Here is an 18,847-nt window from a genome sequence, read left to right as displayed (position 1 = left end):
GCACGCATGACGCCAGGAAACCTGTTGCTGCTGTACGCCACGCTGTCGATCGTCGCCCTGGTGGTGTTGATCGCGCGCTACCGCCTCAACCCCTTCATTTCGATCACCGTGGTCTCGCTCGGGCTGGCGTTGCTGGCCGGCATGCCGGCACCGGACATCGTGCCGGCCTACGAACAGGGCGTGGGCAAGACCCTGGGCCACATCGCGCTGATCGTCGCCCTCGGCACCATGCTGGGCAAGCTGATGGCCGAATCCGGCGGCGCCGAGCGCATCGCGCGCACGCTGATCCGGCGCTTCGGTACCCGCCACGTGCACTGGGCGATGATGCTGATCGCGTTCTGCATCGGCCTGCCGATCTTCTTCGAGGTCGGGTTCGTGCTGCTGATTCCGATCGTGCTGAACGTCGCCCGCCGCACCGGCGTGCCGCTGCTGCTGGTCGGCCTGCCGATGGTCGCCGGCCTGTCGGTGGTGCACGGCCTGGTGCCGCCGCACCCGGCCGCGATGCTGGCGGTGCACGAATACCAGGCCGACGTCGGGCGCACGCTGTTCTATGCGTTGATTGTCGGATTGCCCACCGCCGCGCTGGCCGGACCGATCTTCGCCCGGCTGGTATCGCGCCATGTCACCCTGCCGGCACACAACCCGATGGAAGCCGCGCTGCTCAACCGGGGCCAACGGGAGATCCCCGACGCCGAACTGCCCGGCTTCGGCATCACCCTGGCGACCCTGCTGCTGCCGGTCGGCCTGATGCTGCTGGGCGGCTGGGCGGACGAACTGGCCGCACCCGGCAGCGCCGCCAACCACGTGCTGCGTTTCATCGGCCATTCGGTGGTGGCGCTGCTGCTGGCGACCCTGCTCAGCTTCGTCACCCTGGGCCTGATGCGCGGCTTCAACCGCGAGCAGATCCTGAAGTTCTCGCAGGAATGCCTGGCGCCCACCGCCGCCATCACCCTGCTGGTCGGCGCCGGCGGCGGTCTCAACGGCATCCTGGTCAAGACCGGCGTGGCCCAGGAAATCACCCGCCTGTCGCACGAGTTCCAGCTCTCGCCGCTGCTGATGGGCTGGACCGTGGCCGCGCTGATGCGGGTGGCGACCGGTTCGGCCACGGTGGCGATGAGTACCGCCGCCGGCATCGTCGCGCCGGTCGCGCTGGCCGCCGGCTACCCGCATCCGGAGCTGCTGGTACTGGCCACCGGGGCAGGCTCGCTGGTGCTGTCGCACGTCAATGACGGCGGCTTCTGGCTGGTCAAGGAATACTTCAACATGAGCGTGGCCCAGACCTTCAAGACCTGGACCGTGCTGGAAACCCTCATTTCGGTGACCGCACTGCTGCTGGTGCTGGGCATCGCCGCACTGCACTGACGACCGGCCGGAGACCGCCATGTACGACATCGTCTACCACCTCAAGCAGCGCCTGCACGAGCTGAGTCCGGTCGAGCGACGGATCGCCGACACCATCCTGGCCGACATCGACGGCGCCGCGCAGTCCGGCATCGCCGAACTGGCCGAACAGGCGGGCGTCAGCGTGGCCGCGATCTCGCGCTTCGCCAAGGCGCTGGACTGCGACAACGTGCGTGAACTGCGCGCCCGCCTGGCCGAGGCCAGCGCGGTCGGCAAGCGCTTCCTGGACGACCAGGACACCCCGCCCAGCTCGGCGCTGTACGCGCAGATCTGCGCCGACATCGAGAGCTGCCTGCGCCGCAACGTCGGCGGATTGCAGGAACAGGTGGTGCAGTCGCTGGCCGAGGCGCTGGCCTCGGCGCGGATGATCTACGTGTTCGGCATGGGTGGCTGCTCGACCGTGTTCGGTCTGGAGCTGCAGAACCGGCTGGTCCGCTTCGGCCGCCCGATCGCCGCCTACAGCGATGCGATCTCGCTGAAGGTGGTCGCCGCGACCCTGACCCCGGAGGACATGGTGGTGGCGCTGTCGGTCAGCGGCATCACCCCGGAAATCCTGTCGGCGGTGGACATCGCGCGCGGCTACGGTGCGAAGGTCGGTGCGATCACCCGCGCCGACACCGCGCTGGCCGAGCGCGCCGACTGGCTGCTGCCGATCGTCATCGACGAAACCGACTTCGTGTTCAAGCCATCCGCCTCGCGTTACGCGATGATGCTGGCGGTGGACGTGCTGGCCACCACCCTGGCGCTGCATATCGCCGACGACAGCCGCGAGCGGCTGCGCCGGATCAAGTTCGCGCTGGACAACTACCGCGGCGGCGAGAATCGCCTGCCGCTGGGGGATTGATGCGTTACGACCTGTTGATCCGCGATGCCCTGCTGCTGGATGGCAGCGGTGCCGCCGGCACGCGCGGCGACATCGGCGTCAGCGCCGGCCGCATCGCCGCGATGGGCCGCCTGGACGGCGACGCGGCGAGCGTCGTCGACGCCTGCGGGCGGGCGGTCAGCCCAGGCTTCATCGACGTGCATACCCACGACGATCTGGAAGTCATCCGCGATCCCGCCATGACCAGCAAGCTGTCGCAGGGCGTCACCACGATCGTGGTCGGCAACTGCGGCATCAGTGCCAGTCCGGTGAACACCGCCGACGCGGTACCCGACCCGATGAACCTGCTCGGCGAGCCGGGCGAGTTCCGCTATCCGCGCTTCGCCGACTACCGGCGTGCGGTGGAGGACGCACGTCCGGCACTGAACGTCGCCGCGCTGGTCGGGCACACCTCGCTGCGCCAGAACCACATGGATCGGCTGGATCGCGCCGCCAGCGACGAGGAGATCGCGGCGATGCGGTCGCAATTGCGCGCGGCGATCGCCGAGGGCGCGCTTGGCCTGAGCACCGGGCTGGCCTACGCCTCCGCGTTCGCCGCGCCCGCGCGCGAGGTGCTGGAACTGACCCGCGACCTGCCCGCCGATCGCCTCTACGCCACCCATCTGCGCGACGAGTTCGCCGGCATCCTGCCCGCACTGGACGAAGCGCGCGCGGTCGGCCACCACAGCGGCGCCCCGGTGCGGGTGTCGCACCTGAAATGCGCCGGCATCGACAACTGGGGCCGCAGCCGCGAGGTGCTGGCGTGGCTGGATGACGCCGCCGGCGAGCATGACGTGGCCTGCGACTGCTATCCGTACGCGGCCAGCGCTTCCACCCTGGACCTGAAACAGGTCACCGACGCCTACGACATCCTGATCACCTGGTCCGAACCGCATCCGGATCAGGGCGGACGGATGCTGGCCGCGATCGCCGCCGACTGGCGGGTGTCGCTGCATGAAGCCGCCAACCGCCTGCAACCGGCCGGCGCGGTGTACTTCTGCATGGACGAGGAAGACGTGCGCCGGTTCCTGCGCCATCCGCTGACCATGATCGGATCCGACGGCCTGCCGCGGGATCCGCGCCCGCACCCGCGCCTGTGGGGCACCTTCCCGCGCGTGCTCGGCCATTACGCGCGCGACGAGGGCCTGTTCCCGCTGCACGAAGCCGTTCACAAGATGACCGGCCTGCCCGGCAGCCGCTTCGCCCTGCCCGGGCGCGGCCTGCTGCGCGAGGGCTGGCACGCGGACCTGGTGCTGTTCGATCCGGCACGCGTGCGCGATACCGCCGACTATCACGATCCGATGCGCGCCGCCGAAGGCATCGACGCGGTGTGGGTGAACGGCGAACTGGCCTACGACGGCAACGCGGTCACCCGAGCGCGCAGCGGCCGTTTCCTGGCACCGGCCTGAAGAATCTTCCCGAAATCCGAGAGGTATCCACATGAGCGACATCAAGCGCTATGGCGCCGAAGGCGGCGTCGGCCAGGGCCGGCAGCACATGCCGTTCTCGCGCGCGGTCGAGGCCGATGGCTGGCTGTACGTGTCCGGCCAGGTGCCGATGCGCGACGGCGAGCTGATCGGCGGCACCGTCACCGAGCAATCGCACGTGGCCATCGGCAACGTGCTGGCAATCCTGGCCGAGGCCGGCTATGGCCCCGAACACGTGGTCCGCTGCGGCGTCTGGCTGGACGACGCGCGCGACTTCGCCGCCTTCAACCAGGTGTTCCGGCACTACTTCGGCGAGCATCCGCCCGCGCGCGCCTGCGTTGAGAACCGGATGGTGGTGGACTGCAAGGTCGAGGTCGACTGCGTGGCCTACAAGCGCCCCGCGCGCTGACCGTCACACCGGTACTTCGGTCAACTGGTCCATGCGGATGCGGTTGGCGAACAGCGAGAACGCCAGCGTGCCGGCCAGGCCGTTGGCGCGGCTGACCCAGGTCGGCAGCCAGCGTGGCGGCGCCAGCACGCCGCCGTCGAACAATGGCTCGAACAGGGCCACGTCCCCCAGCGTCATCTTGCCGGCGAACAGGCGCCGGCACAGTTGCAGGCGGTCCCGCTGCAGGGAATGGCGGAAGAAGGTGTGCACGGCAATCAGGCCGCGCAGGTAGACCGTGTCCTTGGTGAACGCCGCGCCGCCACTGGTGGGCACGCCGCGGAACACGCGTTGCGCCGAAGCGAAGCTCTCGGCCGGATTCTGGCCCGCCTTGCAGAAGTAGCGGTACACCTCGATGAAATCCGCACCCGCCAGGGTCATCGCGATCGCCTCGATGCGCAGGCTGATCCGTTTCATCCGTTCGATGTCGATGCTGCCGGTGATCTGCTCGGCGAAGGTCGCCAGCCCTTCCTGGGTCTCGGTGATGCGCGGCGACGACAATGCCAGGCTCGGGAACAAGGGCTGCTCGCGGCCGTTGAGCGCGGTCAGCGAATGCACCAGCGCCTCGTGTTGCAGGAGCTGCCGACGGTCGTAGTCGCTGAAGGCGGCGCCATGGCGCAGGCGGATGCGGGTGGCGCCGGCCGCCGCCTTGGCGATCAGATCCGGATCCAGCTCCACCGTGATCACCCGCGCATCGAAGAAATCATCCAGGTCGCCCTGCAACTGGAGTTGCAACGCGGTCGCCGACACCGGGATCTGTTCTTCCGGCGCCAGCAACTCGCGATCCATGTCCTCTGCGATGGCGATGAAGTGGCGGGCGGCGTCGCGGGTGGTCGGTCCGTTGCCGGGCAAGGGCGCTTCGGGCGTGCCGAACAGGGTAATCGAATGCGCGGTCACGGCGGGCGTGCCCAGGCATTCCAGCAACTGCGCGGCGACCGACCAGCTGTCCACCGATTCGCGCAGATAGCGACCCAGCGGATGCGCCGGATCGGCGGCATGCGCGATCGCTTCCAGTTCGCGGCGGGCCTCGCTGAAATCCAGCTTGGGGTATTCGACTTTCGGCAATCGCGGATTGCCACGCTCCATTCCTTCCAGGAACGGCGCCTGCAACGCGGCCGGCCAACTCGCCAGGCTCAGCAGCTTGATGCCGCGCACCGCCTTGACCAGGCGCGCGTCCAGCGCGGCATGATGGGCGATGTCGGCAGACAGGTTCATCGTGTCCATGCCGATGCCCCGTATCCGCCCCACCCTGTAGGAGCGACGCGAGTCGCGAGCTTTTGACGGAAATCCAGAAGGCTTCCAACCGGGTCGCCGTCGCGACTCACGTCGCTCCCACAAGGGAAGAGATGGCGCGTCGGTCGCATCCTGGCGTCCTGCGTGGGCGCTTCGCGGTCAAGCTGTCCGGCATACCGGCTGCAACCTGTAGGAGCGACGTGAGTCGCGAGCTCTTGGCGGAAACTCCAAGGGCTTCCAACCGGGTCGCCGTCGCGACTCACGTCGCTCCCACAAGGGAGGAGATGGCGCGTCGGTCGTATCCTGGCGTCCTGCGTGGGCACTTCGCGGCCATGCTGTCCGGCATACCGGCTGCAACCTGTAGGAGCGACGTGAGTCGCGAGCTCTTGGCGGAAACTCCAAGGGCTTCCCACTGCGTCGCCGTCGCGACTCACGTCGCTCCCACAAGGGAGGAGATGGCGCGTCGGTCGTATCCTGGCGTCCTGCGTGGGCGCTTCGCGGTCAAGCTGTCCGGCATACCGGCTGCAACCTGTAGGAGCGACGTGAGTCGCGAGCTTTTGATCGAAATCCAGAAGGCTTCCAACCGAGTCGCCGTCGCGACTCACGTCGCTCCTACAAGGGAGGTGACGGCGCATCAGTGGCGTCCGTACTTGTCGTCCAGGCGCTTGTTGAGCGCCTTGACCTGCACGCGGGCTTCGGCCTTCTGCGCCAGCCGGGTGGCCAGCTTGCCGGCCGCGCTGGCGACTTCGTCGCGCAGTTTCAGGTAATTGAGGAAGCGTTCCTCGTCCAGCTCGCCGCGCTCGATCGCCGCGCGTACCGCGCAACCGGGTTCACGCTGGTGCGAACAATCGCGGAAGCGGCATTGTTCGGCCAATGCCTCGATGTCGGCGAAGCCCCCTTCGACCAGATCCTCTTCGCCGGTCGGCTTGAGTTCGCGCATGCCGGGGGTGTCAATCAGGCAGGCGCCGGACGGCAGTGGCATCAGCGCGCGATGGGTGGTGGTATGGCGACCACGCGAATCGCTCTCGCGGACCTCGCCGGTCTTCATCCGGTCGTCGCCCAGCAGGGTGTTGGTGAGGGTGGATTTGCCCGCTCCCGAGGAACCGACCAGCACCACCGTATGGCCCGGCTGCAACCAGGGCGCCAGTACCGCCACGCCGTCGGGATCCTTGGCGTTGAGCGCGAACACCGGCACGTCCTGCGCGGTCACGTCGGCCAGCGCTTCGATGGCATCGCTCGCGTATTCATGGCGGTCGGCCTTGGTCAGCACCACCACCGGCTGCGCCCCGCCGCTGCCGACCAGCAGCAGGTAGCGCTCGATCCGGCGCGGATTGAAGTCCGCGTCCAGGCCCGAAACGATGAAGACGGCATCCACGTTGGCGGCGATGACCTGCTGCTGGTAGTGCTCGCCGGCCGCGCCGCGCTTGATGCCGGTGTGCCGCGGAAGCAGGGCGACGATGCGCTTGCCTTCCAGCAGCACCCAGTCGCCAACCGCCGGACGCTCGTGGGCGGGAGACCCGTCCTTGCGGAAGCCGGGGCGGCGCTGCCATTCGGGCAGGGATTCGGCCTTGATGGCGGTGTCCGGGCCGTCGGCCACGACATACCCCGAGCGGTGCTGCTCGGTCACCCTGGCAGGCCGCGCCGCCGGGTGGGCCGCCAGCAGGGCCGCCCAGGCAGGGTCCTCCGGTTCGCCAGGCCAGGGCCAGCCGATGGCGCGCAGGGAGGCGAGGTCGAGGGGGGCGTGTGCGGGATTTGCGGGCATGGCGGGATTCTAGACGCCTGTTAAACCGGGCGGCGCGCGGCTGCATAAATTTCCGTTAAGCTGGCCGTCCAACTCCCCAAAACCATTGCCATGTCTGCCCCGTCCCCGTTCCAGCTGCCCGTGCGCGAGCGCCTCTCCGAAGTCCGTTACGAAATCCGTGGCGAGCTGGCTCGGCGAGCTCGCGAGCTGGAGGCCCAGGGACGCAAGCTGATCAAGCTGAACATCGGCAACCCCGGCGCCTTCGGTTTCCGTGCCCCGGCGCATCTGCAGAAGTCGATCGTGGGTGATATCGACCACACCGACCCCTATACCCACCAGCAGGGCCTGCCGGCCGCGCGCGAAGCGGTCGCCGCCGCCTATGCCCGGCGCGGCACCCCGCATGCCAGCGCGGATCGCGTGTTCATGGGCAACGGCGTCAGCGAGCTGATCGACGTGTCGCTGCGCGCGCTGCTCAACCCCGGCGATGAAGTGCTGGTGCCGTCGCCCGACTACCCGCTGTGGTCGGCCGCCACCATCCTCAACGACGGCCGCCCGGTCTATTACCGCTGCACGCCGGAAAACGACTTCCTGCCGGATCCCGGCGAAATCGAACAGCTGATCTCCTCGCGTACCAAGGCGATCGTGCTGATCAACCCGAACAACCCGACCGGCGCCATCTATCCGCGCGAACTGCTGGAGCGGATCGTCACCATCGCGACCAAGCACAAGCTGCTGCTGATGGTCGATGAAATCTACGACCAGGTGCTGTACGACGGCGCGCGATTCGAGCCGGTCGCGCCGCTGGCCGGCGATCATCCCTGCATCACCTTCAGCGGCCTGAGCAAGGTCCACCGCGCCTGCGGCTGGCGGGTCGGCTGGGCGGTGGTGTCCGGCAGCATCGAACGGGTTCGCGAGTACCTGCAGGCGATGGACCTGCTGAGCGCGCTGCGCCTGTGCGCCAACGTGCCCGGCCAGTACGCGGTGGAAGCCGCGGTCAACGGCCCGGACACCATCACCGAACTCTGTTCGCCGGGCGGACGCCTGTACGAGACCCGCCGCGCGATCATCGAGGCCTGCGACGCCAGCGAGCACCTGGAACTGGTGCGTCCGGACGCGGCGCTGTACGCGTTCCCGGCGGTGGTCGGCGACGCCGCCAAGGGCTTCGACGATCACGCCTTCGCCCTGGACCTGCTGGAAACCGAAGGCGTGCTGGTGGTGCCCGGTTCGAGCTTCAACGTGCCCTACCGCAACCACTTCCGGGTGACCTTCCTGCCCGAGGCGGCGGTGATGCGCGAAGTCTTCGTCCGCATCGGCCGCGCCCTGGATCGCCGCGCCGAGGCCGCCACCAAGGTGGTGCCAATCAAGGGACGTTCGCGCCCCGCCGCGGCCTGAGCCGGGGCGCCCGTGGTTTCCCGCCTCCCCTGCCGGTGAAACCAGAAACTCCTGCCCCAGTTGTGGGAGCGACGTGAGTCGCGAGCTTTTCACGGAAATTCCGAAAGGCGTGCAGCTTGGTCGCCTTCGCGACTGACGTCGCTCCCACAAGGAAAGGGATGGCGCATCGGTGGCATCCCTGCTTCCTGCTCGAACACTTCGCGGGCCAGCGGCCCCATGCGCCAGCTGCAACCTGTGGGAGCGACGTCAGTCGCGACGCCTTCCCCGCCCCCACGCCATCGGGTTGGTCAGACGGCCTTTGAACCGGCGGCCATCCGGCGCAGAATGCGCGCATGACCACCGCCGCCACTCCACACACCACCGCCCTGTTGCCCGAATTGAGCTATCTGGCGCTCGGCGACTCCTACACCATCGGTGAATCGGTGCCCGAAAACGGGCGCTGGCCGGTGCAGCTCGCGCAGGCGCTGCGCAACGAAGGCATTCCGCTGGCGGACCCGCGCATCATCGCCACCACCGGCTGGAGCACCGACGAACTGGACGCGGCGATCACCGCGCAGGAGCCGCTGGGCACGCATGATTTCGTGAGCCTGCTGATCGGCGTCAACAACCAGTACCGCGGTCGTGACGTCGAGGAATACCGCGTGCAGTTCGCGGCGCTGCTGTGGCGCGCGATCGGTTTCGCCGGCAACCGGCCGGAACGGGTGCTGGTGCTGTCGATTCCCGATTGGGGCGTGACCCCCTTCGCGGTGAAGGAAGGCCGCGACACCGCCCGCATCGCCAGCGAACTGGATGCGTACAACGAGGCCGCAAGGCTGGCCTGCACGCAACGCGGCGTGGCCTTCGTCGATATCACCGCGGCCAGCCGCGCGCGCGGCGCCGAAGCCGCGATGCTGGCCGACGACGGCCTGCATCCGTCCGCGGCCATGTACGCCGAATGGACCCGGCTGGCCCTGCCGGTGGCGCATCGCCTGCTCGCCCACGCCTGATCCCTTCGCGTAGAGCCGAGCTTGCTCGGCTGCCTTGCTCGGCTGCCGTGCTCGGCTGTGCCCGGGACGCAGGGCCTTCGGTGGGATTCAGCCGAGCAAGCTCGGCTCTACACGGGAGGGTGTTCCGACGGCACCACGGTGGCATAGCCTTCCCGCGCCAGCCATTCCAGCAGGCGCGCGAGAATCTCGACGTTGTGCCCGTGCGCGGCGCCTTCGTGCAGCAGCACGATCGCGCCGGGCGCGATGTCGCGCGTCAGTCGCGCCAGCACCTGGTCAGGATCGCAATCCACGCCGTCGAACCCGCGCGCGCTCCAGGCGACACGAGCCAGCCGGTGGCGCTTGAGCGACATCCCGACGAAGGGATTGGTCATCCCCACCACCGAGCGGAACCAGCGCGGCGTCTGACCGGACACCACCGTCAGCAGCGACTGGTTGCGGCCGATCTCGTCCTCCATCGCGGCCGGACCGAGCCGCCAGAAACGGGTGTCCGGATGGCTGGCGCTATGGTTGCCGATGCCGTGTCCGCGGCGGAGGATGTCCCGCACCTGTTCCGGCTGCGCCAGCGCCCGCTCGCCGACCAGGAAGAACGTGGCCCGGGCACCATGGCGTTCCAGCAGATCCAGCATCGGCGCGGTATCGGCGGACGGCCCATCGTCGATGGTCAGCCAGACCTCGCGCCGCGTCGTCGGCAGGCGGGACAGCGCCGGGCACAGCAGGGTCGCGCGGGGGTACAGGGTCGCCCAGACCACGGTCAGGTGGGTCAGCAGCATCGCCGGCAGGCCGACCCGCCATCCCCAGCGCCACCACACCGCCGCGACCGCCACTTGCGACAACGCCAACAGGCCCAATATCAAGCCGGGCCGGCGCGGGACGCGATGCAGTGTTCTTGCGCGGGTCATGCCCCATGATGCCATGGGGCGTAAAATTCCCTTTCCGCCTTCCGGTAGCCGTCCATGTCCCTCGACCCCGCCCTGCGCGCCCGTATCGAATCCCTCCTGCAGTCCAACCGCGTGGTGCTGTTCATGAAGGGCCAGCCCAACATGCCGCAATGCGGTTTCTCCGCCAAGGCGGTCGGCGCGCTGGGCGCGCTGGGCGTGGACTACGCGCACGTCAACGTGCTGGCCGACCAGGAAATCCGCGAAGGCATCAAGGCCTATGGCGACTGGCCGACCATCCCGCAGCTGTACATCGACGGCGAGCTGGTCGGCGGCAGCGACATCATCGAGCAGATGACCAATTCCGGCGAACTGGCCGGCCTGCTCGGCCTGGACGCGCCGGACCGCACGCCGCCGGCGATCACCATCACCCCGGCCGCCGCCGAGATGCTGAAGAACGCGGTCGCCGACGCCGGCCCGGGTGCCACGCTGGCGCTGGCGATCAACGCCCAGTTCCAGCCCAACTTCCAGCTGGCGCAGTTCGACGCCAACGCCATCGCCGCCGAGTCCAACGGCGTGCGCGTGCAGTTCGATCTGGGTAGCGCGCGCCGCGCCGACGGCATCACCATCGACTGGGTCGACGACATCCGCGGCAAGGGCCTGGCCATCGACAACCCGAATGCACCCAAGCCGGTGCAGGCGCTGTCGCCGATGGAGGCCGATGCCAAGGTCCGCGCCGGCGAGGTACTGCTGGTGGACGTGCGTCCGGCCGACGAGCGCGCCATGGCCGCGGTCGCGGTGCCGTTCAAGACCTTCGACGGCAACGGCCGCGCGGATCTGGAAAACCTGCCCAAGGACACCGCGTTGGCATTCCTGTGCCGCAGCGGCGGCCGCAGCCAGCAGGCTGCCGAGGAGTTCCGCGCCCGCGGCTTCACCCGGGTCTACAATGTCACCGGCGGCATCAATGCCTGGGCCGATGAGGTCGACGGCACGATCAACAAGTACTGATCAATCATCATCGAACGAGGAAACGGCGCCGGAAGGCGCCGTTTTTCTTTTTGCCGTGCGCGTGGGGATTCGAGCCGGTCCGGACTTCCCGCGTTCTCCTTCCCCGCATGCGGGGAAGGTGGGGGCATTCGCCGTTGCCCATGCACGGCGGAACGACGTGCTCCGGATGCGGCCCCTATCCACCCTCCCCCGCAGGCGTGGGAGGGGAATGTTCTGGCTATCCCCGGTAACCAGAAAAACGGGCGACATCCTTCCCTCGCGTGCGGGGGAAGGTGCCCGCAGAACTTGCCCCGTACGTGATACGGGGGCGGATGGGGGCAGGCCGGGAGCAAAGCCGCCGTCGTCCACGGAACCCGGCCACCCTACCCGCTGAAACCACCCTCGGCCAGATAGGCGAGTTCCTCGTTCGTGGAGCCGCGTCCCAGCGCCGGATTGCGGTGCGGGAAACGGCCGAAGCGGGCGATGATGTCGTAGTGCAGCTGCGCGTAGCGGATGTAGTTGGCATCGCCGGTGGCGTTGAACAGATCCAGCGAGCGCTGCTGATCGGCCAGCGCCTCGGAATGTTCGAACGGCATGTAGAAGAAGATCCTCAGTGCCGGTTCCACGCTTCCGTCGAAACCGGCATCGACCGCGCGCGCCGCGTAGTGGCGCGCCAATCCGTCGGTCGCGTAGGAGTGCGCGCTGCCGCGAAAACAATTGCGCGGAAACTGATCCAGCAGCAGGACCAGCGCCAGCGCACCCTCGGCCTGGTCCATCCAGCCTTCCAGTTCGCGGCGCGCGGCGCGGAAGTGCAGTTCGCGGAACTCGTCGTGGAAGCGATCGTCGAAAGCTTCATCGCGGGCGAACCATTTTTCGTAGCCGGCATCGCGCCAGAACTCGATCACGCGGCGGGCGTCGCTCATCTCGGAATCTCCATTCGTGTCCGCCGGCAAGGCTAACCGCTGCGGCGGCGCAACGGCGCATCGGCCGCCGCACGCAGCGTTCCGTGGACGTGCCGCGGGATTCAGCCCGGCAGTGCGAGCGCCAGCAGCTGGTCGTCGTATTCGCGTCCGCCGACCTGGAACCGGCGCTCGCCGACCGGCACATAGCCGGCCTTGCGATAGAACGCGATCGCCGCGTGGTTGTGCGCGTACACGCCCAGCAGCAGGCGCGGCGCGCCCAGCGCGGTCGCCTCGTCGATGGCCGCGCGCATCAACGCCGCGCCGATGCCGTGGCCCTGGAAGCGGTGCAGCAGATAGATGCGCTTGACCTCGCGATCGCCGGGTTGCGGGTCCGACACCGGCAGGTTTGCCGGGGACAGCACCAGATAGCCCACCGGCGCCGCACCGGGCTCGAGTTCGGCCAGCCAGATCCGGAGTTCCGGATCGGCCAGCCAGCGCGCGTACAGCGCCGCCGCATGCTGATCATGGCAATGGCGCAGGATGTCCGCGCCCTCCAGCACCCCGGCGAAGGTTTCCAGGAAGCTGGCCGCGCCCACCGCGGCCAACGCCTGCTCGTCGCCCAGGGCGGCGCGGCGGACGCGGATCACCGGCCGTTCCGTCGCCTGGCTCACTCGTCGAACCTCAGGTGCCGGACCGACTTGCCGTTGCGGCGGATCAGCTTGAGCGCCTCGATGCCGACGTTGATGTGGTTCTGCACGAACGCCGAGCTGACCTTGGCGTCGGAGGCCTCGGTCTTGACCCCTTCCGGAATCATCGGCTGGTCCGAGACCAGCAGCAGCGCGCCGCACGGAATTCGATTGGCGAAGCCGGCGGCGAACACCGTCGCGGTCTCCATGTCGATCGCCATGCAGCGCATCACCCGCAGGCGTTCCTTGAACGCGTCGTCGTGTTCCCACACGCGGCGGTTGGTGGTGTAGACGGTGCCGGTCCAGTAATCGTGGCCCAGATCACGGATCATCGTCGAGACCGCGCGTTGCAGGGCGAACGCGGGCAGCGCCGGGACTTCCGGCGGCAGGTAGTCGTTGCTGGTGCCTTCGCCACGGATGGCCGCGATTGGCAGCACCAGATCACCCAGTTGGTTCTTCTTCTTCAGGCCGCCGCACTTGCCCAGGAACAGCACGGCCTTGGGCATGATCGCGGAGAGCAGATCCATCATCGTCGCCGCGTTCGGGCTGCCCATGCCGAAGTTGATCATGGTGATGCCGTCGACGGTGGCGCTGGCCATCGGCCGGTCCAGGCCGACGATGGGCGCGCCGGTCAACTGCGAAAAGGTGTTGAGGTAGCCGCCGAAGTTGGTCAGCAGGATGTGTTCGCCGAACTGGTCCAGCGGCACCCCGGTGTAGCGCGGCAGCCAGTTGTCGACGATTTCGTTCTTGTCCTTCATGGGCATCCTCGTTCTCGTTGTTATCAGGTCATTCTCGCACGCACGGCCTCCCGCACTTGGCAAGCCGGCACGGGCCGGGTTAGGGTCCAGCCACCTTCCGGGGAATACACCATGCGACTGACCTTGATGGCCGGGTTCGGCTTGGCTTTGCTCTGCATCACGGCCCAGGCGGCGACGCCGGCCTCGCGCTTCATCCAGGATCCCTATCCCAGCACCTATCGCCCGCTCGGTTCGGCGCCGGTACTGATCGAACACGCCACCGTGCTGACCGGCACCGGCGAACGCCTGGACGATGCCGACGTGCTGGTGCAGGACGGCCGCATCGCGGCGGTCGGGCGCGGCCTGCAGGCGCCGGAAGGCGCCACCCGCGTGGACGCGCGCGGCAAGTGGGTCACCCCCGGCATCATCGACGTGCATTCGCACCTGGGCGTCTACCCGAGTCCCGGCGCGCGCGCGCACCAGGACGGCAACGAGATGACCGGTTCGGTCACCGCCAACGTCTGGGCCGAGCATTCGGTGTGGCCGCAGGATCCCGCTTTCCACACCGCGCTGGCCGGCGGCGTCACCACCCTGCAGGTGCTGCCCGGTTCGGCCAACCTGGTCGGTGGGCGCGGCGTGACCCTGAAGAACGTTTCCGCCACCACCTACCAGGGCATGAAGTTCCCGGGCGCGCCGTGGGGACTGAAGATGGCCTGCGGCGAAAATCCCAAGCGCGTGTATGGCGGCAAGGGCGTGCCGCCGATGACCCGGATGGGCAACGTGGCCGGCTACCGCGCCGCCTTCATCGATGCGGCCGAATACCTGAAAAAGAACGCGCCGAAGGAGTCGGAACCGAAGAAGAAGCGCTGGTGGCAGCGCGGCTCCGGTGACGGCCAGGACAGCAGCGGCGACAGCGGCGGCAAGCGCGATCTGAAGCTGGACACCCTGGCCGGCGCGATCCACGGCGACATCCTGGTGCACATCCACTGCTACCGCGCCGACGAGATGGCCACCATGCTCGACCTGGCCAAGGAGTTCGGCTTCAAGGTCGCCGCGTTCCACCACGGCGTGGAAGCCTACAAGCTGGCCGACCGGCTGGCCGCCGAGGGCGTCTGCGGCGCGCTGTGGGCCGACTGGTGGGGCTTCAAGATGGAAGCCTTCGACGGCATCCAGGAAAACATCGCATTGGTCGATCGTCCCACCAACAGCTGCGCGATCGTGCATTCGGATTCCGACGAGGGCATCCAGCGCCTCAACCAGGAGGCGGCCAAGGTGATCGCCAGCGCGCGCCGCGCCGGCATGGGCGAGATCGCGCCCGAACACGCGATCCGCTGGCTCACCGCCAATCCGGCCAAGGCGCTGGGCGTGGCCGCGCAGACCGGCACCCTGGAGGCGGGCAAGATGGGCGACGTGGTGATCTGGAACCAGAACCCCTTCAGCGTGTACGCGCAGGCCGAACAGGTCTACATCGACGGCGCGCGCGTGTACGACCGCCACGACCGGAGCCGCCAACCCGTCTCGGACTTCCTGCTCGGCCAGGAGGTGTCGCGATGAGCCGCCACCTGCTGGGTCGCCTGTGCCTGCTGGCCGCCGCCGTCGCGGCCATACCCGCTTTCGCGCAGGACGTCCTGATTCGCAACGCCACCGTGCACACCGCCACCGCGCAGGGCACGCTCAAGCATGCCGACGTGCTGATCCGCAACGGCGTGATCCAGTCCGTCGGTACCGGCCTGCCCGCGCCCGCGGGCGTGGACGTGGTCGACGCGGCGGGCAAGCCGCTGACGCCGGCATTGTTCGCCGGTATCACCGAGATCGGCGTGGAGGAGGTCTCCGGCGAACAGGCCACTGACGACAGTTCGGTCTCGCTGGGCAACCTGCAGCCGATGCGGCCGGAGTTCGACGTCACCCTCGCCTACAACCCGGCCTCGGTGCTGGTGCCGGTGGCGCGCGTGGAAGGATTGGGCTTCACCCTGCTCGGCGCCGGCACCGGCGCGTCCTTCATCGCCGGCCAGGGTGGCGTCGTGCGACTGGATGGCAGCGCCGATCCGATCGGCCCGCGTGCGCTGTTCGTCCGCCTCGGCGGCGGCGCGTCCGGCCTGAGCGGCAACTCACGCGCGGCGCAGTGGATGCTGCTGGACCAGCTGGTCGCCGAAGCCCGTGGCCGCATTCCGGCCGATTCACCGCACGCCCTGCTCACGCCGGCCGGCCGCGCCACGCTGGCGAAATACCTGGCCGGCAACGGCCGGCTGGTGATCGGCGTCAACCGCGCCGCCGACATCCGCCAGTTGCTGCGCTGGTCGAAGAAAGAGAACGTCCGCATCGCGATCAGCGGTGGCGCCGAAGCGTGGAAGCTGGCGCCGGAACTGGCGCAGGCGCGGGTACCGGTGTTCATCGACGGACTGGCCGCGCTGCCGTCGGACTTCGATCAGATCGGCGCGACCCTGGAGAACGCGAAGCGGCTGGACGCGGCCGGCGTCAGCGTCGGCTTCACCCAGTCCGGCGACGCCTCGCACAACGCGCGCAAGATCCGCCAGCACGCCGGCAACGCGGTCGCCAACGGACTGCCGTGGGAACAGGGCCTGGCGGGACTGACCCGGGTACCGGCACAGGCACTGGGCGTGGACGATCGACTGGGCAGCATCGCGCCGGGCAAGCTGGCCGATCTGGTGTTGTGGAGCGGGGATCCGCTGGACGTGATCAATACCGCCGAGCAGATCTGGCTGGGCGGCAAGGCCATGCCGATGCGTTCGCGCCAGACCGAACTGCGGGATCGCTATCTGCGCGACAGCGGCGCCCTGCCGCGCGCCTACAGCCGCTGAGGAAAGACAATCCGGCCGGCGCCAGCCGGCCGGGCCATGCGCGGCGCGGGCATCGCCCACCCCGGCACGCCTGTCCAGACACCCATGACGCGCCTACACTGGCGCGTCATCCGGCCTCGGGGAGCGGCAAATGGAGCACATCAATTTCCTGGCGGTGCTGGCCGCCGCGGCGTCGGCTTTCCTGCTGGGAGGCCTCTGGTACGGCCCGCTGTTCAAGCAGGCGTGGTGCCGCGAGGCCGGCGTGGATCCGGACGCCTCCAACGGCCATCCGGCACGCATTTTCGGTGGCGCCTTCGTGCTGAGCCTGATCGCGGCGGCCGTGTTCGCCTGGTTCCTGGGTCCGCGCCCCGCGCTGGGCGTCGCCGTCTGCACCGGCGCGGTCACCGGAGTGGGCTGGGTCGCCGCCAGCTTCGGCATCAACTACCTGTTCGCCGGCCGCTCGCTGAAGCTGTGGCTGATCGACGGCGGCTACCACACCCTGCAGTTCACCCTGTACGGGTTGATCCTGGGTCTCTGGCACTGAGGAACCGAGGCGCGGAGCCAGCGAGCGCGATCAGCCCTCGTTGTCGGCCGCCCAGCGCGAGCTCGCCGCGACGCCGAAGGCGGGATCGTCTCCCGCCACCACCTGGTTGCCGCCGGCGCGCTTGGCGCGATACATCGCTTCGTCGGCGCGCTTGATCAGACTGGCGACGGTGTCCTCGGCGGTGCATTCGGCCACCCCGACACTGACGGTCAGGCCAACCTCGATTTCGTCCACCACTCGGCAGTGCCGCGCGATCTTGGCGCGCACGCGCTCGGCGAGCGTCGCGGCCGCGCGACCGTCCACGCCGGTCAGCACCAGCACGAATTCCTCGCCGCCCAGCCGCCCCAACTGATCACCGTACTGGAACTCCTCGCTGATCACCCGGGTCACCGCGCGCAGGCAGTGATCGCCGAAGGCGTGTCCATGGCGATCGTTGATCTGCTTGAACACATCCAGGTCGATGAACAGCAGCGACAGCGGAATGTGTTCGCGACGGCGTTCCAGGATGGCCCAGTCCAGCCGGTACTCGATGCCGCCACGGTTGAGCACGCCGGTCAGCGCATCGCGCTCGGCGTGCTCCTTGGCCGTATCGCGTTCCTGGCGGAACGTCAGCATGCGATCGGCCAGGCCCAGCGCCATCACCACCGAGGCGTAGCCCAGGACGAAGGGATAGCCGTAATCCAGCCAATCCTGTACCGGCATGCCAAGGCTGATCCGCACCGCGCGCCAGATGCCGAATACCATCAGCGGCACCCACGCGGCCAGGAAGTAGGCGGCATGGCGGCTGCAGTTGCGCCCGGCCAGCGCCAGGCTGAGGATGCTGAGGGCGTGGGTCAGCAGGAACAGGCCATTGCCGAGATCGGGAAACCAGTCCTTCCGCGCCGGCCAGGGCAGCAGCAGGAACAGCAACGCCAGCACCGGCAGGCGGATGCCGGTCCAGCGCATCCACGACGTCAATCGCGGCGTGTGCCTGCGCAGATCGGCGTATTCGATCATCAGGGCGGTGGTCAGCATCGTCGCCAGGGTGGCGATGTACCAGATGCCCGGCGCGCCGAAATGCCAGAGCACCCGCAGGCCCGGCAGGGCATACGCTTCGCCGTAGGAACACAGGACATACAGCATCTGCGCGAGCATGGCACCGGCATAGAGCAGGTAGACCCGCTCGCGCAGCACCAGCCAGAACAGCAGCACGGTCAACGACACGCCCAGCGTCACGCCCATCGCCATCATCAGCATGCGGGTGTGCTGGAGGTCGGACGCGGCGTGTTCGGCGCGCGACTCCACCTTGACGTGCAACGGGTAGCGCGCGTCCTCCACCTTCACGTAGACCGGCGCGTCGCCGGCCAGCGGAAACACCAGCGCATGGCGGGAATAGCGCGGATCCAGATCCGGGTCGAACAGGCGATGGCTGACCGGCGCAACACCGGGCCCGGTCAGGACGGTGACCCGCGCGCTGTACGGGTGGTACACCACCAGCAATGGCGATTCGATGCCGCCCTGCGGTTGCAGCCGCCACTCGCCGTTGCCCAGCACGTGCGGGCCGGGCGTGGTCGGGTTGGCTTCATCGGCCAGCGCTTGCTCGAAGCGGCGTTCGGAAAACAGGCCCGCGGTCTGGTCGGCCTGTTGCGTGGCGACGACGGGCAGGATGGGATCAACGCGCGCGATGCCGCCTTCCTGCGCCACCGCCGGCTGCGTCAGCGCCGTCCCCAGCAGAATCCACACCCACCCCAGTTTCATGCCGCTCCCTGTCCTGCGGGCGGAAGTGTGGACACGGGCCCCCCGTGCCACAAGGGGAAAGACGGTTATTTTGTGATGATAGTCACATTAATAT

The 18,847-nt window shown here is 68.6% G+C and carries 17 protein-coding genes; 10 read left to right on the top strand and 7 right to left on the bottom strand.

The features are described from left to right. Nucleotides 1-6 precede the first annotated feature (6 nt). The 4 genes from FHW78_RS11930 to FHW78_RS11915 are packed head-to-tail and all read left to right on the top strand — an operon-like array spanning nucleotide 7 to nucleotide 4,099. Complete coding sequence (locus FHW78_RS11930; protein WP_183640569.1) at nucleotides 7-1,362, top strand: gluconate:H+ symporter; 1,356 nt, start codon at nucleotides 7-9, stop codon at nucleotides 1,360-1,362. Between the two features lie 19 nt (nucleotides 1,363-1,381). Continuing rightward, nucleotides 1,382-2,245: a MurR/RpiR family transcriptional regulator gene (locus tag FHW78_RS11925; RefSeq protein ID WP_183640567.1), complete on the top strand. Its 864-nt coding sequence runs from the start codon at nucleotides 1,382-1,384 to the stop codon at nucleotides 2,243-2,245. Next, nucleotides 2,245-3,672, top strand: coding sequence for a D-aminoacylase (locus FHW78_RS11920; protein ID WP_183640565.1), 1,428 nt, complete (start codon nucleotides 2,245-2,247; stop codon nucleotides 3,670-3,672). Before FHW78_RS11925 ends, FHW78_RS11920 begins: the two co-directional genes overlap by 1 nt. Before the next feature lie 31 nt (nucleotides 3,673-3,703). Next, on the top strand, nucleotides 3,704-4,099 hold the full coding sequence (locus tag FHW78_RS11915) for a RidA family protein (RefSeq protein ID WP_183640562.1): 396 nt from the start codon (nucleotides 3,704-3,706) through the stop codon (nucleotides 4,097-4,099). Nucleotides 4,100-4,102: 3 nt separating this feature from the next. On the opposite strand, the gene FHW78_RS11910 is transcribed toward FHW78_RS11915, so the two are convergent. Both FHW78_RS11910 and rsgA read right to left on the bottom strand, forming a co-directional pair. After that, entirely contained in the window at nucleotides 4,103-5,359 is a 1,257-nt protein-coding gene (locus FHW78_RS11910) for a flavohemoglobin expression-modulating QEGLA motif protein (RefSeq protein ID WP_183640559.1), read from the bottom strand. Between the two features lie 643 nt (nucleotides 5,360-6,002). Continuing rightward, entirely contained in the window at nucleotides 6,003-7,130 is a 1,128-nt protein-coding gene (rsgA, locus tag FHW78_RS11905; RefSeq protein ID WP_183640557.1) for a ribosome small subunit-dependent GTPase A, read from the bottom strand. 90 nt (nucleotides 7,131-7,220) lie between these two features. On the opposite strand from rsgA, the gene FHW78_RS11900 reads away from it, so the two are divergent. Together FHW78_RS11900 and FHW78_RS11895 are read left to right on the top strand one after the other, a co-directional pair. Next, nucleotides 7,221-8,501, top strand: a complete 1,281-nt coding sequence (locus FHW78_RS11900; RefSeq protein ID WP_183640554.1) for an aminotransferase class I/II-fold pyridoxal phosphate-dependent enzyme — start codon at nucleotides 7,221-7,223, stop codon at nucleotides 8,499-8,501. A 332-nt stretch (nucleotides 8,502-8,833) separates the two neighbouring features. Continuing rightward, nucleotides 8,834-9,487, top strand: coding sequence for an SGNH/GDSL hydrolase family protein (locus FHW78_RS11895; protein WP_183640551.1), 654 nt, complete (start codon nucleotides 8,834-8,836; stop codon nucleotides 9,485-9,487). Nucleotides 9,488-9,594: 107 nt separating this feature from the next. Here FHW78_RS11895 and FHW78_RS11890 read toward each other — a convergent pair whose 3' ends face one another. Beyond that, on the bottom strand, nucleotides 9,595-10,386 hold the full coding sequence (locus FHW78_RS11890; protein ID WP_183641383.1) for a polysaccharide deacetylase family protein: 792 nt from the start codon (nucleotides 10,384-10,386) through the stop codon (nucleotides 9,595-9,597). 54 nt (nucleotides 10,387-10,440) lie between these two features. On the opposite strand from FHW78_RS11890, the gene grxD reads away from it, so the two are divergent. After that, entirely contained in the window at nucleotides 10,441-11,370 is a 930-nt protein-coding gene (grxD, locus tag FHW78_RS11885; protein ID WP_183640549.1) for a Grx4 family monothiol glutaredoxin, read from the top strand. 362 nt (nucleotides 11,371-11,732) lie between these two features. Here the strand turns inward: grxD and FHW78_RS11880 are convergent, their stop codons facing one another. From FHW78_RS11880 to FHW78_RS11870, 3 genes are all read right to left on the bottom strand, one after another. After that, on the bottom strand, nucleotides 11,733-12,272 hold the full coding sequence (locus FHW78_RS11880) for a DUF924 family protein (protein WP_183640547.1): 540 nt from the start codon (nucleotides 12,270-12,272) through the stop codon (nucleotides 11,733-11,735). A gap of 101 nt (nucleotides 12,273-12,373) precedes the next feature. Further along, nucleotides 12,374-12,922, bottom strand: coding sequence for a GNAT family N-acetyltransferase (locus FHW78_RS11875; RefSeq protein WP_343205558.1), 549 nt, complete (start codon nucleotides 12,920-12,922; stop codon nucleotides 12,374-12,376). Then, entirely contained in the window at nucleotides 12,919-13,695 is a 777-nt protein-coding gene (locus FHW78_RS11870) for an AMP nucleosidase (RefSeq protein ID WP_183640544.1), read from the bottom strand. The genes FHW78_RS11875 and FHW78_RS11870 overlap by 4 nt, the downstream gene beginning before the upstream one ends. A 111-nt stretch (nucleotides 13,696-13,806) precedes the next feature. Here FHW78_RS11870 and FHW78_RS11865 point away from each other — a divergent pair, with 111 nt between their 5' ends. The 3 genes from FHW78_RS11865 to FHW78_RS11855 all read left to right on the top strand — a co-directional run bounded on the left by FHW78_RS11865 (nucleotide 13,807) and on the right by FHW78_RS11855 (nucleotide 17,016). After that, complete coding sequence (locus FHW78_RS11865; protein WP_183640542.1) at nucleotides 13,807-15,228, top strand: amidohydrolase; 1,422 nt, start codon at nucleotides 13,807-13,809, stop codon at nucleotides 15,226-15,228. Beyond that, on the top strand, nucleotides 15,225-16,493 hold the full coding sequence (locus FHW78_RS11860; protein WP_183640540.1) for an amidohydrolase family protein: 1,269 nt from the start codon (nucleotides 15,225-15,227) through the stop codon (nucleotides 16,491-16,493). Before FHW78_RS11865 ends, FHW78_RS11860 begins: the two co-directional genes overlap by 4 nt. Nucleotides 16,494-16,623: 130 nt before the next feature. After that, entirely contained in the window at nucleotides 16,624-17,016 is a 393-nt protein-coding gene (locus tag FHW78_RS11855) for a DUF1761 domain-containing protein (RefSeq protein ID WP_183640537.1), read from the top strand. A 30-nt stretch (nucleotides 17,017-17,046) separates the two neighbouring features. On the opposite strand, the gene FHW78_RS11850 is transcribed toward FHW78_RS11855, so the two are convergent. Continuing rightward, nucleotides 17,047-18,753, bottom strand: coding sequence for a diguanylate cyclase (locus tag FHW78_RS11850; RefSeq protein ID WP_183640534.1), 1,707 nt, complete (start codon nucleotides 18,751-18,753; stop codon nucleotides 17,047-17,049). Nucleotides 18,754-18,847: the final 94 nt, after the last annotated feature.

It is taken from the genome of Pseudoxanthomonas sp. OG2 (genome assembly GCF_014192765.1).
Classification (GTDB): domain Bacteria; phylum Pseudomonadota; class Gammaproteobacteria; order Xanthomonadales; family Xanthomonadaceae; genus Pseudoxanthomonas_A; species Pseudoxanthomonas_A beigongshangi.
This window is presented reverse-complemented; position numbering and strand designations above follow the sequence as displayed.

Bases quoted from the DNA above. Each gene is read 5' to 3' on its own strand.
- FHW78_RS11930 (WP_183640569.1), top strand. From the start codon at position 7: ATGACGCCAGGAAACCTGTTGCTGCTGTACGCCACGCTGTCGATCGTC.
- FHW78_RS11925 (WP_183640567.1), top strand. From the start codon at position 1,382: ATGTACGACATCGTCTACCACCTCAAGCAGCGCCTGCACGAGCTGAGT.
- FHW78_RS11920 (WP_183640565.1), top strand. From the start codon at position 2,245: ATGCGTTACGACCTGTTGATCCGCGATGCCCTGCTGCTGGATGGCAGC.
- FHW78_RS11915 (WP_183640562.1), top strand. From the start codon at position 3,704: ATGAGCGACATCAAGCGCTATGGCGCCGAAGGCGGCGTCGGCCAGGGC.
- FHW78_RS11910 (WP_183640559.1), bottom strand. From the start codon at position 5,359: ATGGACACGATGAACCTGTCTGCCGACATCGCCCATCATGCCGCGCTG.
- rsgA (WP_183640557.1), bottom strand. From the start codon at position 7,130: ATGCCCGCAAATCCCGCACACGCCCCCCTCGACCTCGCCTCCCTGCGC.
- FHW78_RS11900 (WP_183640554.1), top strand. From the start codon at position 7,221: ATGTCTGCCCCGTCCCCGTTCCAGCTGCCCGTGCGCGAGCGCCTCTCC.
- FHW78_RS11895 (WP_183640551.1), top strand. From the start codon at position 8,834: ATGACCACCGCCGCCACTCCACACACCACCGCCCTGTTGCCCGAATTG.
- FHW78_RS11890 (WP_183641383.1), bottom strand. From the start codon at position 10,386: ATGACCCGCGCAAGAACACTGCATCGCGTCCCGCGCCGGCCCGGCTTG.
- grxD (WP_183640549.1), top strand. From the start codon at position 10,441: ATGTCCCTCGACCCCGCCCTGCGCGCCCGTATCGAATCCCTCCTGCAG.
- FHW78_RS11880 (WP_183640547.1), bottom strand. From the start codon at position 12,272: ATGAGCGACGCCCGCCGCGTGATCGAGTTCTGGCGCGATGCCGGCTAC.
- FHW78_RS11870 (WP_183640544.1), bottom strand. From the start codon at position 13,695: ATGAAGGACAAGAACGAAATCGTCGACAACTGGCTGCCGCGCTACACC.
- FHW78_RS11865 (WP_183640542.1), top strand. From the start codon at position 13,807: ATGCGACTGACCTTGATGGCCGGGTTCGGCTTGGCTTTGCTCTGCATC.
- FHW78_RS11860 (WP_183640540.1), top strand. From the start codon at position 15,225: ATGAGCCGCCACCTGCTGGGTCGCCTGTGCCTGCTGGCCGCCGCCGTC.
- FHW78_RS11855 (WP_183640537.1), top strand. From the start codon at position 16,624: ATGGAGCACATCAATTTCCTGGCGGTGCTGGCCGCCGCGGCGTCGGCT.
- FHW78_RS11850 (WP_183640534.1), bottom strand. From the start codon at position 18,753: ATGAAACTGGGGTGGGTGTGGATTCTGCTGGGGACGGCGCTGACGCAG.